The sequence below is a fragment of the Streptosporangium sp. NPDC004379 genome, from assembly GCF_042873875.1.
In the GTDB taxonomy this organism is placed as follows: Bacteria; Actinomycetota; Actinomycetes; order Streptosporangiales; family Streptosporangiaceae; genus Streptosporangium.
Map to the genome: position 1 here is coordinate 1 of NZ_JBIAMC010000006.1, position 14,906 is coordinate 14,906.

Sequence of the window (14,906 nt, forward strand, 5' to 3'; positions counted from 1 at the left end):
GCTACGACAAGCTCGCCGGCCGCTACCTCGCGGGCGTCACCATCGCTTCCCTGCTGCTCTGGCTCCGCCACGCCGAATTATCAGACACGCCTTAGTCACGACCGGACGAGACGGGCGATCGCCGCCGATGCCTCCTTGACCTTCTCCTCCGCCTCGGGTCCCCCGCCGTTGATGGCGTCGGCGACGCAGTGACGGATGTGGTCCTCCAGCAGGCCGAGCGCCACCGCCTGGAGCGCCCGGGTGGCCGCAGAGACCTGCGTCAGGATGTCGATGCAGTAGGAGTCTTCCTCGACCATCCGCTGCAGGCCCCGGATCTGCCCCTCGATCCGCCGCAGGCGGGTCAGGTAGGCCTGCTTGTCTCCGCTGTACCCATGCATGTCCCAACGGTACCCGCGTCAGGCGGGGCGGGCGGCGTCCGCGATCAGTTTCTCCCAGCGCTCGGCCACCGAGGAGGCCCGGTGCGGGGCGGCCGCGGCCAGCGCGCCGGCCGCGAGCTCCCTGCGCCGCCGCTCGTCGTCGATGAGGGCGAGCAGCGCGGACGCGTACGCCCGGACCTCGCTCTCCCCGGCGGATCCGGCGGATCCGGCGGGTTCACGGTCCCCGTTCTCCCCGGCGGGTCCGGCGCCGTCCTGGTCCCCGTCCGCTCCCGGGGGGACCAGCACACCGCTGCGGCCGTCGGTCACGAACTCCCCCGCCCCGCCGGGGCCGTCGAACCCGACCACCGGCACCCCGCTGGCCAGGGCCTCGATCACGGTCATCCCGAGTCCCTCGGTCCTGGCGGTCGTCGCCACGATCGACGCCTTGGCGAACTCTCCGGCGAGGTCGGGGGTGGTGCCCATGAAGTACACGTGGTTGTGCAGGCCCAGTTCGGCGGCCAGGGCGCGCAGCCGCCGGTCCTCCGGGCCCCCGCCGTACAGGCGGAGCCGCCAGTCGGGGCGTTTGTCGGCGACGGTGGCGAACGCGCGGATCAGCAGGTCGTAGGACTTCGCCGGCACCCAGCGTCCGCCCGCCACGACGAGGCGGTTGTCCATCCGCGAGCGCGGCCAGGGGCCGCCGGGAAGCGCGTCCGGGATCACGGTGACCGTGGCCGTCCCCCCGGCCACGTCCTCCCACTCGGCGCGGCCGGCCTCGGTGGCGGCGACGACCGCGTCCAGCCGGGGGTAGAACCGCCTGATCGACGCGACGGCCGGCGGACGGCCCCACTCGCGGGCGATCCGTACGGCGTCGCGGGGCGCGTGCCTGGCCGCCTGGACGCTCAGGCCCGGCCTGGTGCTGATCAGCACGTCGGTCTTGAGGGAGCGCAGCCGCCGCCACAGGGCGACGTCGGTGCGGACCTGTCCCGACGGGAGCAGGTGCCGCACGCCGGGCCGGTCGTCGACCACCCACGACAGCCGCACCCCGGCCCGCACCGGGAAGAACGGCCGCTCCCGATGACGGCGGACGCTGAGGATCTCCACCTCGTGCCGCAGGGAGAGCGCCTCCGCGAGGTTGACGACCGATCGGGCGTCGCCGCGCATGCCGTAGACGGAGGGGACAAGCAGGCAGATCCTCACCCGCCGACCTCGATCCTGAGCTCGTCGTCCAGCGTGTAGCGGGGCCGGATCGGCACCCCGTCGATCCGCGCGGCCGGGTAGTGCAGGCGGCGGCGCTTGCCGTCCACGTCGTCCAGCCAGGATCCCAGTCGGAGCGGCTCGGCCAGGTCGTCCACCTCCAGCGAGGGCTCCCAGGTACCGGGGTGCTCGGGCGCGGCGGCGAGCACGTCGCACAGGGACAGCGCGGCGTGGAAGCGCACCCCCTGGACCGTCGCACCGACCGTCAGCGCGGCGTCGGGCCGGTTGCGGCGAAGCGCGAGCCGCGCCTCGTGCCGTGACTCGTCGTCGTCGAGCCCGGTGAAGGCCAGTACCCCGGTGACCTCGAAGCGCCCCTCCCGGAACCACACCGCCCGCACCTCGGCCGCGGGCGCGGCCCGCTCCACCCGCAGCGCCAGGAACCCGGTGCGGGTGCGGTAGGAACGGTAGGCGAGGGTACGGCGGCCCAGCGCGTAGGTCTCCAGGCGATCGAGGGAGAAACCCGGGTCGACGCTGTGGATCCGGTCGCGCGTCTCGCCGCGTTCGAGGTAGGTGTCCCAGCGGCCGGGATCCAGCGTCAGCGGGGCGAGGGAGACCGCCAGCGTCGCGTCCCGCGTCTCCTCACCGAAGGGCCCCAGCGCCACCCGGCGCTCGGTCCCGGTGGCCCGGTGACGCAGGACCAGGTCGGCGTGGCCGGTGAGCGGGGCGTCGGCGGCCACGCGTAACGAGAGGACGTCGGCCAGCGTGACCTCGGCGTCGGTGACGATGACGCGCATCACTAGCCCCCTCCCGTCGAATGAGCTGTGCGACGTTGAGGTTACCGTGATTTACCCGTTATGTGGAGAAAGAGTTTAGGACCTGATGTCCTTTTCTCACCACCTTGACCGGTTGTCAGTGCGACCGGCAAACACGGACCGTGGTCACGTCGCTCTCAGACGGTGAAGGCCGGAACCCCGCCGGAGCGGGGTCCCGGGCCTCCACGGAGCATGATCCGGAAAGGCCCGGGAGCGTGACCCGGAGTCCCCCGGAGACTCTTCGGAGCGTGACCCGGAACCTCTCCGGAGCCGGAGAACCGCGGCGCCGCGCCTCAGACCGCCGTCCCCGCCGGCTCGGCCGGCGGCTCGGCGGGCTGTCCCTTGATGGACCTGATCAGGAGCTGGGAGACGTCCACGACCTCCAGGCTCTCCTTGGCCTCGCCCGCGTTCTTCTTCTCGTTGATCGAGTCGCCCAGCATGACCAGGCAGAACGGGCAGGCCGTGGAGATGGTGTCGGGGTCGGTGGTCAGCGCCTCGTCCACGCGCTCGGTGTTGATGCGCTTGCCGAGCCGCTCCTCCATCCACATCCGCGCGCCACCGGCGCCGCAGCAGAAACCACGGTCCTTGTGCCGGTGCATCTCCTGGGTCCGCACTCCGGGCACCTTGGCCATGATGTCGCGCGGCTGGGAGTAGACCTTGTTGTGCCGGCCCAGGAAGCAGGGGTCGTGGTAGGTGATCTTCTCGTCGATCGGCGTGACCGGCACCAGCAGGCCCTCGTCCACCAGCCTGGCCAGCAGCTGTGTGTGGTGGACGACCTCGAAGGTCCCGCCGAGCTGCGGGTACTCGTTGGCCAGGGTGTTGAAGCAGTGCGGGCAGGTCGCGACGATCTTCTTGACCCCGGCCTCGTTCAGCGTCTCGATGTTCTGCTTGGCCAGCATGTCGAAGAGGTACTCCATGCCCAGGCGGCGGGCCGGGTCACCGGAGCACGCCTCCATCGGGCCGAGCACGGCGAACTTCACGCCCGCGACGTGCAGCAGCTCCGCGACCGCCTTGGTGGTCTTCTTGGCCCGGTCCTCCAGGGCGCCGGCGCAGCCGACCCAGAAGAGGTACTCGGTGTCCTCGGGCATCTTCTCGTCGACGAGCTGGATCTCGATGGGGTCTTCCTCGCGGGAGGCGAGCTCCTCGATCCAGTCGGCCCGCTTCATCTCGGACATCCCCCAGGGGTTGCCCTTGTTCTCCAGGTTGCGGACCATGACGCCGGCCTCGGTGGGGAAGTTGGACTCCACCATCGCCTGGTAGCGGCGCATGTCGAGGATGTGGTCGATGTGCTCGATGTCCACCGGGCACTGCTCGACGCAGGCGCCGCAGTTGGTGCAGGACCACAGCACGTCCGGGTGGATGACGCCGTCCTCGCCGACCAGCGGCTTGTCCAGCAGGGCGAGCACGTCCTCGTGCAGGTCGGCGCGCTGCTCCTCGGTCGCCATGAGGTAGGGAGCGATCTTGAAGGCGTGGTCGCGCTGGTCGAGGATCAGCATCTTCGGCGACAGCGGCTTGTCGGTGTTCCAGGCCGGGCACTGCGACTGGCAGCGGCCGCACTCGGTGCAGGTGTAGAAGTCGAGGAAGCCCTTCCAGCCGACGTCCTTGATGCTGCCGCGGCCCAGCCGGTCACCGTCGAGGTCCTCGTCCTCGAAGTCGACGACCTGGCCGTCGATCCGCAGCGGCTGGGCGGGGCCGTTGCCGTCGGGGCGGCGGGAGAACATCACGTTCAGCGGCGCGGTGAAGATGTGCAGGTGCTTGGAGTTCACCACGATGACGAGGAACACCAGCATGACGCCGATGTGCAGCAGCAGCCCGACGCCCTCCAGCACCTCGTTGGCCGTTTCGCCCAGCGGCCGCAGCAGCGCGGCGGCCGCCTCGGAGGCGAACGCCCCGGAGGCGTAGGGCAGGTTGCCGGTGTTGAAGGCGGCGCCACGGAAGAGGAACATCGTCCAGATCACGTTGAAGATCATGAAGAGGACGAGCCAGGCGCCGCCGAGGTGCGAGCCGGAGAAACGCGACTTGCGGCCGAGCTTCCTGGGGGAGTTCCTGATCCGGATGACCGTGAAGGCCACCAGCCCGAGCAGGGCGGCGACCGCGATGAAGTCCTGCAGGAAGCCCAGGACGGGCCAGGTCCCGATGAGGGGGATGTGGAAGTCCGGCCTGCCGGTGACGCCGCCCTGGATCAGCGCGCCGTACGCCTCCAGGTAGACGGTGGCCAGGATGAAGAACGCCCACATGACGAAGAAGTGGGCGGTGCCCGACGGGGTCCACTTCAGCAGCTTCTTCTGCCCGAAGACCTCGACGAGCTGGGCCTTGATCTCCGCGCCCACGTTGTTCCTGGCGTACTCGATCCGTTCGGGCGCGGGTGGCCCGACGGTGGCGAGGTTGTACAGGAACAGCACGCGACGCGCGGCGAGCGTGACCGCGACGGCTGTCATGACCAGCCCGATGACCGCTACCCAGAGCACGGGGTCCTCCCACAGACGGCGTTGGCTGCCAGCGTACGACCGCCGGTCATCCACGGTGACGACGGGTTACCACAGATCCTACCCATCGGTAACATGTTGTCGGTCCCGGACCCGCGGCGACCGTGGCCACCATACGGTCAATCCGCGTCCAGAACAATGCTCTACGCAAGTGTCGGGCGAGCCGGTCGGTCCTCGTCCAGATACCGCTGGATCGTCGGCGCGAACAGCGCGACCAGCTCCTCGACCCCGGCCGAGGCGAGCGGATCGAGCCGCAGCACATGCCGCATCACGATCAGGCCGAACATCTGGGAGAAGGCCGCCTCCATCCGGATCCGCGGAATGCCGAGACCCCGGGCGGCCCGATCCAGCAGCTCCTCGGTGAAGAACTCCCGCACCGTGGCGGCCACCTGGTCGTTGGTCATCGCGGTGCGGATCATGGCCAGCAGCGGCTGGCGCGCCTCCGGGTCCGCGGTCAGCCCCAGGACGAACCGGACGATCCGCTCGCCGACCTCCCCGCGCGGCCCGCCGACGAGGACGGGGACGACCTCCTCGGGGTTCATCGGCAGGTCCATGACGGCGACGAAGACCCCCGCCTTGCTCGTGAAGTAGTGGTGGACCAGCGCCGGGTCCACCCCCGCCTGCCGGGCGATGCCCCGGACGGTCGTCCGGTCGAACCCCTTCTCCGCGAAGATCTGGCGCGCGGCCGCCAGGATCTGCCCCCGGGTGTCGGCCGACCCCGGCCTGCGCCCCGGACGCCGCCTGACCGCCGCCGCGTCCGCCACGCCGCCCTCACCGCCGGCGCGTCCCGCGCCCTCCACGCCCATGTCCTCGCGCCCTCCGCCCGGCCCCGCGCCCCTCAGGCCTTCGAGGGCGCGGCGAGGTGGCGGCGGGCGAAGGCCAGCGCCTCGGTGAGGTCGTCGATCCGCTCGGTACGGCTGGCCGCCTTGCGCGTGTTGATCTCCAGCACCACCAGGCCGCCGAAGCCGCCGGCCGACAGGCGCTCCAGGATCGGCGCGCACGGCTGGGTCCCCCGGCCGGGGACCAGGTGCTCGTCCTTGTTCGCCACCCCGAGCCCGTCGGCGAGGTGCAGGTGCGCGATCCGGTCGCCGAGCTTGCCGAACATCTCCATGGCGTCGACACCGGACACCGCCGTGTGCGACAGGTCCAGGGTCACCTGGGGGAAGTCGTAGTCGACCGGGTTCCAGCCCGGCGAGTAGGGGACCACCTCGTTGCCCCGGGCCCGCAGCGGGAACATGTTCTCCACCGCGAAGACGACGTCGGTCTCATCGCGCATCCGGGCCAGGCCGATCTCGAAGTCACGCGCGTAGTCGCGCTGCCAGCGGAACGGCGGATGCACCACGACCGTCCGCGCCCCGACCCGCTCGGCGGCCCGCTGCGCCCGCTGGAGCTTGGCCCAGGGGTCCTTGCCCCACACCCGCTGGGTCACCAGCAGGCAGGGGGCGTGGATGGCCAGGATCGGCAGCTGGTAGTGGTCGGACAGACGCTCCAGGACGTCGACGTCCTGGCTCACGGGGTCGGCGCCCACCATGATCTCGACACCGTCGTATCCGAGACGCGCGGCCAGCTCGAAGGCGTCCGGGGTGCGTTCTGGGTAAACCGACGCGGTGGACAAAGCGATCTTCGCACTGGGTTCCCGGACAACGCTCATCTGTCTTTCCCTCCGGCTCGGAGCTCGCGGAGCTCGCGCGAACGGGCGTCGCGGCGTCCGCCGGTCCGCACGTCCACCGGGGTCTCCGGGCCGCCTGCCCGGGACGCGCGCGGGCCTGCCTCCCCGCGCCCGGTGTCCCGTCCGCTTCGCTCGCTCACCTTGCCAGCCTAAGCGCGCCGGGCGACCTGTGGAGTCGGCCTCGCGGATGCGACGGAGAACACACCGCTACCGTGAACGCATGCCCAGGCCGTTGAGGGGCGTCGTCCCCAGCCCGAACATCTGGAACACCCCGCACGTCTACGAGCTGGAGAACCGCGCCGTGGACCCGGAGGGGCGCGCCGAGGCGGCGATGGCCGCCATCCGGCCGTGGGACGGCGCGACGGTCCTCGACATCGGCTGCGGAACCGGCTACCACCTGCCCTCCCTGGCGGCCACGGCCTCCCGCGTGATCGGCGTCGAGCCGCACGAGGGACTCGCCCGGCTCGCCCGCCGCCGCTGCCGGGCCCTGCCCGGCGTCGAGGTCCACGTGGCCGCCGCCCAGGACCTGCCGCTCCCGGACGCGTCGGTGGACGTCGCCTTCGCCCGCTGGGCGTACTTCTTCGGCCCCGGCTGCGAGCCCGGCCTCGCCGAGCTCTCCCGCGTCGTACGGCGGGGCGGCGCGGCCTTCGTCATCGACCTGGACGCCGGCCGCGGCGCGTTCGGCCGCTGGTTCGGCCGGTCGGTCCCCGCCGGCTACTCCGCCGAGGCCGTCGAACGCTTCTGGACCCGCCAGGGATGGCAGAGCAGGCCGCTGGACCTGCGCATGTCCTTCGAGCGCCGCGCCGACCTGGAGGCGGTGCTGCGCATCGAGTTCACCCCCGAGGTCGCCGCTCAGGCCATCGCCGAGACCCCCGGTCTGGAGATCGACTACCCCAACGTGCTGCGCTGGCGGCGTTTCTGACCCCTGGCCGGTGAGAACGAGGAGTGAGACCTCGGCGGGACCGGCCCCGTGCCGGAACGGGAACCACGACGGAACGGGAACCGTGACCGAACGGAGGCGGGGAACCGGGATGGGATCGCCCGCCGTACGGCTTGACCTTGACGCTGACGTCAACGCCTACCGTGACGGGGTGAGGAGGTCCGGATGCGGATCGGAGAGCTCGCCAGACGTGCCGGGGTCAGCACCCGGGCACTGCGCTACTACGAGCAGCAGGGGCTGATCACCGCGCGACGCGCGGCCAACGGCTACCGCGAGTACAGCGAGGCGGACCTGCGACTGGTCACCGAGATCAGGTCGCTGCTCACCGTCGGCTTCACGCTGGAGGACGCCCGGCCGTTCGTGGCGTGCCTGCGGGCCGGGCACGAGTCGGGGGCTTCGTGCCCGGAGTCGGTGGAGGTCTACCGGCGCAAGCTGACCGAGATCGACGACGAGATCCGCACGCTGCTCACGCGCCGGGCCGAGGTGGCCGCCCAGCTCGGCGCGGCGTGCCCGGGATGCATGTTCGGGCCGCCTCCCGACCGGAACGAGGGAGAATCATGATCAATCTGACCGCCGACAACTTCGCCGAGCAGGTGCTGGAGAGCGACAAGCCCGTCCTGGTGGACTTCTGGGCCGAGTGGTGCCCGCCGTGCCGGATGATCGCGCCGGTCCTGGAGCAGATCGAGGCCGAGTACGGCGACCGCCTCACGATCGCCAAGCTGAACTCCGACGAACACCCGGAGATCGCGGCCCGCTACGGCGTCACGGGCCTGCCCACGCTCAACCTCTACAGGGGCGGCGAGGTGGTCCGGCAGATCGTGGGCGCCAAGCCCAAGCGCCTCCTCCTCGCCGACCTGGAGGGCCACATCTGACCCGTTCATCGCGTTCCGCGGGGCCGTCACGACCGGGGCGGCCCCGCGCGCCGGGCGGCCCCGCGCGCCGGGCGGCTCAGCGCAGGCGGACGGCTCAGCGGGACAGGTGACTCGGCGGGCCGGATGACTCAGCGCCGCGTCCAGATCCAGGCCTCGCTGTCCTCGTCGTAGTCCGGGTTGCCGCCGACCGCGACCATCAGGTCGCCGTCCGGGGACCGCGCGAGGTCGTTCACGACGGGGCCCGGCTGGGTGCCGGGCGTCCTTCCGTACGTCCAGACCGCGCCGTCGAAGTGGAGGATCGTCCTTTCCCCGTCGTCCTCGTTCCCGTCCCCGATGCCCCGGCTCTCGCCTCCGGCCCAGATCCCGCCGCGCCCGTCGGACTCCAGGGCGGTGAGGCGCGTGTCCTCCGGGAGCGGTCCGGCCGTGCTCCACCGGCTCCCGTCCCAGCGCAGCAGGAGCTGATGCCTCTCGCTGTCGGACACCTCGGCCGTGCCCAGCGCCCACGCCTCGTCCGGTGACACCGCGAGCACGCGGTCCAGGACCGTGCCCCGCGCGCCCGGCACGGGCGGCGCCGGCACGGGATCCCACCGCTCCCCCGCCCAGTGCATGATCATGGCCTGGCCGCCCGTCCGGCCCACGGCCCACGCGTCGCGGGGCGACGGCGCGCCGAGATCGTTCACCTCCGCGCCGGGCGGCAGCGGGAGCTCCGACCAGGCCGAGCCGTCCCACCGGCCGAGGAACGGGCGTGCGGGGTCGCCCCGGGTCGTGCCGGCCACCCACACGTCGCGCGGTCCCGCGACGGCCGCGGCCCGCAACCAGAGCCCGCCGGCCCCGGCCGTGCCGTTCGTGCCCGCCGTACCGTTCGTGCCCGCCGTACCGTTCGTGCCCGCCGTACCGCCCGGGCCGTTCGTACCGGGGCCGGCCGTACCGTCTGTGCCGTCTGTGCCGTCTGTGCCGGCCGTACCGTTCGCACCGGGGCGGGCCGTACCGTCGGTGCGGGCCAGGCCGCCCCGGGGGGCCCACCCGGCGCCCGTCCAGCGCCAGGCGCGCGCGTCGTCGGCGAACACCCACAGGTCGTCGCGGGACGACGCCGCCAGCAACCGGAAGCGGACCTCCTCCGACGCCCTGACGGGCGGGGCCACCTCGCGCCAGGCACGGCCGTCCCAGCGGGTGATCAGGGTGTCGCCCTCGTCCACCCCGCCGACCGCCCAGGCGTCGTCGGCGGCGAACGCCACCGTGCTCGTCATCGACCCGCCCCGCTCGCTCACCGGGGTCTGGGCCCACGGGGGCGCGGAAGGGTCGGGCGACGGCGACGCGACCTCGGTCCACGGGGCCGCCGTCACGCCGGGCGAGCCCCGGCCCGAGCCGGTCGCGCCGGGCGTCTCCCCGGCCGAGGGCCGCCGGTCGGCCGAACCGCACGCCGCCAGCAGCACGACCAACGTCACGATCGTCACCAACCGTCCGGACATGGCCAGATCGTACGCGCCGCCACCCGGCCGCGGCAGCCCCGGCCGTACGGGACCGGTCCGGACGCGGGGCGGCCACGTGGAGCACCCTCCCGAAGGGCGGTCCCAGGCGGAGCCTGTCCGGACGCGGGGCGGCCGGCTCAGCCCTGGACCGTCGGACGGATGACGATCTCACCGATCTCCACGTCACGCGGCTGCTCGACGGCGAAGGCCACGGCGCGGGCGACGGCTTCCGGCGCGATGGCGTACCGGTCCATGTTGCGGCGGATCTCCTCGCGGATCCCGGGGTCGTCGATGGAGCCGGCGAGTTCCGTGCGCACGTAGCCCGGGGAGACCGCCGTCGTCCGCAGCACGCCGTCGGTCGACTCCTGCCGCAGCCCTTCCAGGAGGGTGCGCACGGCGTTCTTGGTCGCGGCGTAGACCGCCATCGTGGGCGTGATCTTCAACCCGGCCGTCGACACCGTGGTCACGAGGTGGCCCTGCCCCTGCTCGCGGAACACCGGCAGCGCGGCGGCGATGCCGTGCAGCACGCCGCGCAGGTTGACGTCGATCATGGCCGACCAGCCGGCCACGTCCAGGTCGGCCACGGGACCGATCCTGCTGATTCCGGCATTGCCCACCAGCACGTCGAGCCGTCCGAACTCCGCCACGGCCAGGCCGACGAGCCGTTCGAGGTCCTCGCGGGCGGTGACGTCGACGGCGAGGGTGACGGCGCGCCCGCCACGGGCGCGGATCTCCCGGGCGATCGCGTCGAGCCGGTCCGTCCGCCGCGCGCCGAGCACGACGGCGGCGCCCCGCTCGGCGAGCAGGCGCGCGGTGGCCTCGCCGATCCCGCTGCTCGCCCCGGTGATGGCCACGACCCTGCCCCTGATGGCTGACATGGGATTTCCTCCGCAATAAAATGGACACGTGTCCGCTTGGATGCCCCCACCGTAACGGACACGTGTCCGCTTAGCCAATCCGTCCTGCGGAGGACCGATGAACGCACCCCGTCGCCGAGCCGACGCCACCGAGAACCGCGCGCGGATCCTCCAGGCCGCACGAGAGGTCGTCGCGAACGCGGACGAGGTGAGGCTCAACGAGATCGCCAAGCGGGCGGGCGTCGGCCAGGGAACCCTCTACCGCCACTTCCCGACCCGGGAGGCCCTGCTCGCCGAGGTCTACCGCAAGGACGTTGACGACCTCGTGGCCGCCGCGCCGGAACTGCTCGCCGCGCACCCGCCGCTTCCCGCCCTGGCCGGCTGGCTGGACCGGGTGGCCGAGTACGCGAAGGTCAAGCGCGAGGTGTTCGCGGCCGTCGAGGTGGGGGTGTGGCAGGACCTGTCCGCGCACAGCCTCGGCCCGATCGGCGAGGCCCTGACCACGCTCCTCGACGCGGGCAAGGCGGAGGGCGTCGTCCGCCCCGACGTGGACGCCCGTGACGTCATCCTGCTCATCGGCTGCCTGACCCGCCTGGAACCCGCGGAGTGGGACACCCGCGCCCACCGACTCCTGGGCGTCGTCCTCGACGGCCTGCGCCGTCACGCCTGAGCGGGCCCACGGCCGGACGCCTCCCGCACCCGGCGGAACCGCTCCCGCACCCGGCGGCGGCGCCGCTCCCGCCGACCACGGCGAAGCCGCTCCCGTACGGCGCGTGCCGCGGACGGGTGAAAGTTGTCGGTCGATGCCGGTAGCGTGCGGCCATGGCTAAGAAGGTCGGCTATCGCTGTGGTGAGTGCGGTTGGCAGACCGCCAAGTGGGTGGGTCGCTGCGGTGAGTGCCAGGCCTGGGGCACCGTCGAGGAGGAGAACGCGCGTGCCGGCGTGCACGTGGCCTCCGCCGGTGCGGTGTCGTCCCCGGCCGTCCCGATCGGGCAGGTCAAGGCCGAGGTGGCGCACGCCCGCGGCACCGGCGTCTCCGAGCTCGACCGGGTGCTCGGCGGCGGCGTGGTGCCCGGCGCGGTGATCCTGCTGGCCGGGGAGCCCGGCATCGGCAAGTCCACGCTCCTGCTCGACGCCGCGGCGAAGATGGCCAGGCAGCAGACCGTGCTGTACGTCACGGGAGAGGAGTCCGCCGCCCAGGTTCGGGTCCGGGCCGACCGGATCGGGGCGATCCAGGAGCACCTCTACCTCGCGGCCGAGACCGACCTGGGAGCGCTGGTCACGCACGTCGAGAAGGTCCGTCCCGACCTGCTCGTCGTCGACTCGGTGCAGACCATCGGCTCGGCTCAGGCCACCGGCGTCCCCGGCGGCGTCACCCAGGTCAGGGAGGTCGCGGGCAACCTCGTCCGGCTGGCCAAGGAGCGCGGCATGTCCACGGTCCTGGTCGGCCACGTCACCAAGGAGGGCTCGATCGCGGGCCCCCGCACGCTGGAGCACCTGGTCGACGTCGTGCTCCATTTCGAGGGCGACCGCCACTCCCGGCTCCGCATGGTCCGCGCGATCAAGAACCGCTACGGCCCCGTCGACGAGGTCGGCTGCTTCGACCTGCACGAGGACGGCATCGAGGGCATAGCCGACGCCAGCGGCCTGTTCGTCTCCCACCGCACCGACCCCGTGCCCGGCACCTGCGTCACCGTCACCCTGGAGGGCACCCGGCCGCTGCCCGCCGAGGTCCAGGCCCTCGTCGCCCGGACCGAGGCCCAGCAGCCGCGCCGCTCCACCTCCGGGCTCGACGCCTACCGCGTCACGATGGTGCTGGCCGTGCTGGAGCGGCGGCTCAACGCCAAGCTGGGCGGCTGCGACGTCTTCACCGCCACCGTGGGCGGCATCAAGCTCAACGACCCGGCGATCGACCTGTCGGTGATGCTCGCGGTGGCGAGCGCGGCCGGAGACAAGGCGCTGCCACCCGGGCTGGTCGTGATGGGAGAGGTGGGCCTGGCCGGGGAGCTGCGCCCGGTGCGCGACGTACGGCGCCGCCTGTCGGAGGCCGCCCGGCTGGGCTTCACCCGCGCCCTCGTCCCGGCCGGTTCCCTGGACAGCGGGCGGCGCAAGGGCGCGGACCGCTCCCTCGTCCCGGTCGGCGGCCGGGCCGCGGGCTTCGCGCCCGGCTTCGACGTCATCGAGGCGGAGAACGTCTGGGACGCCCTCACCCACGTCACCTGAGGCTCCCTCGCGGCCTCCACCTGAGGCTTCGGTGCGGGCCGGTGCCTGAGGCCCCCGGTGAGGACCCGCATCCCGGGTTCCGGAGAGGCTTCGTGGGTAAGCTGGGGCTGACGCGCAGACCACGGGGGTCAAGTGGCAACGACGTACAAAGGACTGGACGAGCGCCGCAGAGCCGTCCTGGCCGCCGTCGCACCGGGCACCGCCCTCCGCGACGGCCTGGAGCGCATCCTGCGCGGTCAGACGGGCGGCCTGATCGTGCTGGGCTACGACCGCACGGTCGAGGAGATCTGCAGTGGCGGCTTCGAGCTCGACGTCGAGTTCTCCGCGACGCGGCTGCGTGAGCTGGCCAAGATGGACGGCGCCATCGTGCTCAACTCCGGTGATCTGCGGATCGTCCGCGCGGCCGTGCACCTGATGCCCGACCCGTCCCTCCCGACCGACGAGTCCGGCACCCGGCACCGCACCGCCCAGCGGGTGGCCGTGCAGACGTCCCTGCCGGTGATCACCCTCAGCAAGTCCATGCGGATCATCGCCCTCTACCTCGACGGCGTCCGCTACGTGCTGGAGGAGTCCGCGGCGATCCTCTCCCGGGCCAACCAGGCCCTGGCCACGCTGGAGCGCTACAAGCACCGCCTGGACGAGGTCTCCGGCACGCTCTCGGCCCTGGAGATCGAGGACCTGGTGACGGTCCGCGACGTCGCGGTGGTCGCCCAGCGCCTGGAGATGGTCCGGCGCATCTCCGAGGAGATCGCCGGATACGTCGTCGAGCTCGGTACCGACGGCCGCCTGCTCTCCCTGCAGTTCGACGAGCTGGTGGCCGGCACCGAGACCGACCGCGAGCTGATCGTGCGCGACTACCTCCCCACGGGGGGCCGCCGGCGCGGGTTCGCCGAGGCCCTGCACGACCTCGACGAGCTCTCCTCCAGCGACCTGCTCGACCTCTCCGTCGTCGCGCGGGTCCTCGGCCACCCGGGCAGCGACGCCCTGGACGCCTCGGTGAGCCCCCGGGGCTACCGCCTGCTGGCCAAGGTCCCCCGGCTGCCGGGCACGGTCGTCGACCGCCTGGTCGACCAGTTCGGCAGCCTGCAGAAGCTCCTGGCCGCCAGCATCGGCGACCTCCAGGAGGTGGGCGGCGTCGGTGAGGCGCGGGCCCGTCACATCCGCGAGGGCCTCTCCCGCCTCGCCGAATCCTCCATCCTGGAGCGCTACGTCTGACGCCGTCCTGGAGCCGTCCTGGAGCCCTACGGCTGACGCTTCTCCGTCGCCCCAGGACACTTCTCCGTCACCTCAGGTGGAAGACCGTCCTGTCGCCCCTGAGGCCCGGGGTGCCGACCGCGGCGACGTACGTGCCCGGCCGGGCCACGGCGCCCGCGGCCGCGCACTCCGTGTCCGACCGCCGACGGTCCCAGACGACCTCCCGGACGTACGGCACGCCCCGCTCCAGCCGGTGGAAGTCGTCGGTCCCGCCGCTGACGCAGTCGGCTGAGGACCACACCCGGTCGGCGCCGGAGGTGATCCGCACCTCCATCGCCCGCGGCCCGACGTCGGCCCGGCACGACGCCTCGCCGGTGTTGACGAGGGTGAGCAGGAACCTCGGCCGATCGCCCGGCCCGTAGATCTCCCCCGTCCCGCGCACGCTCAGCACGAGATCGGCCGGGGAGCAGGAGCCGCCGGGCCTCCCGTCCGCCGCGGCCGAGGACGACGGCGACGCGTACGGAGACGGAGACGGTGATGGTGGGGACGGTGTTCCCGGGGAGGAGGTGACCGTCACGGTCGGCAGCGCGGCCGACACCGCGTCCGGACCGGCCGGCCGGTCGGCCGCGCCTTCCTTCCGTGGGCGCTCCGGCTTGCTCGACGAGCAGGCCCAGGCCACGACGGCGACCACCACGAGCACGCCGATGAGCGCGACCACCCGGCGCCGCCAGTAGACGTCCGCCCCTATTCCGCTACGGAAAGTGTCCGGGTCCATGCGTACAGTATGGGGACCCCCGATGGAGCGGCAGGGGCGACCCGCCGCTGTCCCGCGTT

General features: G+C 72.6%; 15 protein-coding genes. 6 read left to right on the top strand and 9 right to left on the bottom strand.

What is annotated here, in order from left to right; translation table 11 throughout:
* Nucleotides 1–95: 95 nt before the first annotated feature.
* The 6 genes from ACFYSC_RS14480 to ACFYSC_RS14505 form a co-directional block, all read right to left on the bottom strand.
* Nucleotides 96–377, bottom strand: a complete 282-nt coding sequence (locus ACFYSC_RS14480; protein ID WP_362933598.1) for a metal-sensitive transcriptional regulator — start codon at nt 375–377, stop codon at nt 96–98.
* A gap of 18 nt (nt 378–395) precedes the next feature.
* Nucleotides 396–1,553 (bottom strand): glycosyltransferase, encoded by a 1,158-nt coding sequence (locus ACFYSC_RS14485; protein WP_389961141.1) that lies wholly within the window; start codon nt 1,551–1,553, stop codon nt 396–398.
* On the bottom strand, nt 1,550–2,344 hold the full coding sequence (locus ACFYSC_RS14490; RefSeq protein WP_362933592.1) for a hypothetical protein: 795 nt from the start codon (nt 2,342–2,344) through the stop codon (nt 1,550–1,552). The genes ACFYSC_RS14485 and ACFYSC_RS14490 overlap by 4 nt, the downstream gene beginning before the upstream one ends.
* A gap of 311 nt (nt 2,345–2,655) precedes the next feature.
* Nucleotides 2,656–4,830, bottom strand: a complete 2,175-nt coding sequence (locus ACFYSC_RS14495) for a (Fe-S)-binding protein (protein ID WP_389961144.1) — start codon at nt 4,828–4,830, stop codon at nt 2,656–2,658.
* A gap of 161 nt (nt 4,831–4,991) precedes the next feature.
* Nucleotides 4,992–5,648, bottom strand: coding sequence for a TetR family transcriptional regulator (locus ACFYSC_RS14500; protein ID WP_389961146.1), 657 nt, complete (start codon nt 5,646–5,648; stop codon nt 4,992–4,994).
* A gap of 38 nt (nt 5,649–5,686) precedes the next feature.
* A complete protein-coding gene (locus tag ACFYSC_RS14505; RefSeq protein ID WP_389961148.1) occupies nt 5,687–6,499 on the bottom strand; it encodes a sugar phosphate isomerase/epimerase family protein in 813 nt (270 codons plus the stop codon).
* A gap of 238 nt (nt 6,500–6,737) precedes the next feature.
* On the opposite strand from ACFYSC_RS14505, the gene ACFYSC_RS14510 reads away from it, so the two are divergent.
* From ACFYSC_RS14510 to trxA, 3 genes are all read left to right on the top strand, one after another.
* The gene (locus ACFYSC_RS14510; protein WP_389961150.1) at nt 6,738–7,439 is read left to right on the top strand and encodes a class I SAM-dependent methyltransferase; all 702 of its coding nucleotides are present in this window, start codon (nt 6,738–6,740) and stop codon (nt 7,437–7,439) included.
* A gap of 183 nt (nt 7,440–7,622) precedes the next feature.
* Complete coding sequence (locus tag ACFYSC_RS14515; RefSeq protein ID WP_362933577.1) at nt 7,623–8,018, top strand: MerR family transcriptional regulator; 396 nt, start codon at nt 7,623–7,625, stop codon at nt 8,016–8,018.
* Entirely contained in the window at nt 8,015–8,329 is a 315-nt protein-coding gene (trxA, locus tag ACFYSC_RS14520; protein ID WP_362933574.1) for a thioredoxin, read from the top strand. Before ACFYSC_RS14515 ends, trxA begins: the two co-directional genes overlap by 4 nt.
* A 128-nt stretch (nt 8,330–8,457) precedes the next feature.
* Here the strand turns inward: trxA and ACFYSC_RS14525 are convergent, their stop codons facing one another.
* Entirely contained in the window at nt 8,458–9,798 is a 1,341-nt protein-coding gene (locus tag ACFYSC_RS14525) for a hypothetical protein (RefSeq protein ID WP_389961153.1), read from the bottom strand.
* A gap of 137 nt (nt 9,799–9,935) precedes the next feature.
* Nucleotides 9,936–10,676: an SDR family oxidoreductase gene (locus ACFYSC_RS14530; RefSeq protein ID WP_389961155.1), complete on the bottom strand. Its 741-nt coding sequence runs from the start codon at nt 10,674–10,676 to the stop codon at nt 9,936–9,938.
* 97 nt (nt 10,677–10,773) lie between these two features.
* On the opposite strand from ACFYSC_RS14530, the gene ACFYSC_RS14535 reads away from it, so the two are divergent.
* The 3 genes from ACFYSC_RS14535 (at nt 10,774) to disA (ending at nt 14,093) form a co-directional block, all read left to right on the top strand.
* Nucleotides 10,774–11,325 carry a TetR/AcrR family transcriptional regulator gene (locus ACFYSC_RS14535; protein WP_389961157.1) on the top strand — a complete coding sequence of 184 codons (552 nt, stop codon included), beginning with the start codon at nt 10,774–10,776 and terminating at the stop codon, nt 11,323–11,325.
* 152 nt (nt 11,326–11,477) lie between these two features.
* Entirely contained in the window at nt 11,478–12,878 is a 1,401-nt protein-coding gene (gene radA, locus ACFYSC_RS14540; RefSeq protein ID WP_389961159.1) for a DNA repair protein RadA, read from the top strand.
* 132 nt (nt 12,879–13,010) lie between these two features.
* Complete coding sequence (disA, locus tag ACFYSC_RS14545; protein ID WP_362933559.1) at nt 13,011–14,093, top strand: DNA integrity scanning diadenylate cyclase DisA; 1,083 nt, start codon at nt 13,011–13,013, stop codon at nt 14,091–14,093.
* Nucleotides 14,094–14,160: 67 nt separating this feature from the next.
* Here disA and ACFYSC_RS14550 read toward each other — a convergent pair whose 3' ends face one another.
* A complete protein-coding gene (locus ACFYSC_RS14550) occupies nt 14,161–14,847 on the bottom strand; it encodes a hypothetical protein (protein ID WP_389961162.1) in 687 nt (228 codons plus the stop codon).
* Nucleotides 14,848–14,906: the final 59 nt, after the last annotated feature.

Coding starts and splice junctions, on each gene's coding strand:
- ACFYSC_RS14515 (WP_362933577.1), top strand. CDS start 7,623: ATGCGGATCGGAGAGCTCGCCAGACGTGCCGGGGTCAGCACCCGGGCA.
- ACFYSC_RS14535 (WP_389961157.1), top strand. CDS start 10,774: ATGAACGCACCCCGTCGCCGAGCCGACGCCACCGAGAACCGCGCGCGG.
- ACFYSC_RS14550 (WP_389961162.1), bottom strand. CDS start 14,847: ATGGACCCGGACACTTTCCGTAGCGGAATAGGGGCGGACGTCTACTGG.
- ACFYSC_RS14480 (WP_362933598.1), bottom strand. CDS start 377: ATGCATGGGTACAGCGGAGACAAGCAGGCCTACCTGACCCGCCTGCGG.
- ACFYSC_RS14530 (WP_389961155.1), bottom strand. CDS start 10,676: ATGTCAGCCATCAGGGGCAGGGTCGTGGCCATCACCGGGGCGAGCAGC.
- ACFYSC_RS14490 (WP_362933592.1), bottom strand. CDS start 2,344: ATGCGCGTCATCGTCACCGACGCCGAGGTCACGCTGGCCGACGTCCTC.
- trxA (WP_362933574.1), top strand. CDS start 8,015: ATGATCAATCTGACCGCCGACAACTTCGCCGAGCAGGTGCTGGAGAGC.
- ACFYSC_RS14505 (WP_389961148.1), bottom strand. CDS start 6,499: ATGAGCGTTGTCCGGGAACCCAGTGCGAAGATCGCTTTGTCCACCGCG.
- ACFYSC_RS14510 (WP_389961150.1), top strand. CDS start 6,738: ATGCCCAGGCCGTTGAGGGGCGTCGTCCCCAGCCCGAACATCTGGAAC.
- radA (WP_389961159.1), top strand. CDS start 11,478: ATGGCTAAGAAGGTCGGCTATCGCTGTGGTGAGTGCGGTTGGCAGACC.
- ACFYSC_RS14525 (WP_389961153.1), bottom strand. CDS start 9,798: ATGTCCGGACGGTTGGTGACGATCGTGACGTTGGTCGTGCTGCTGGCG.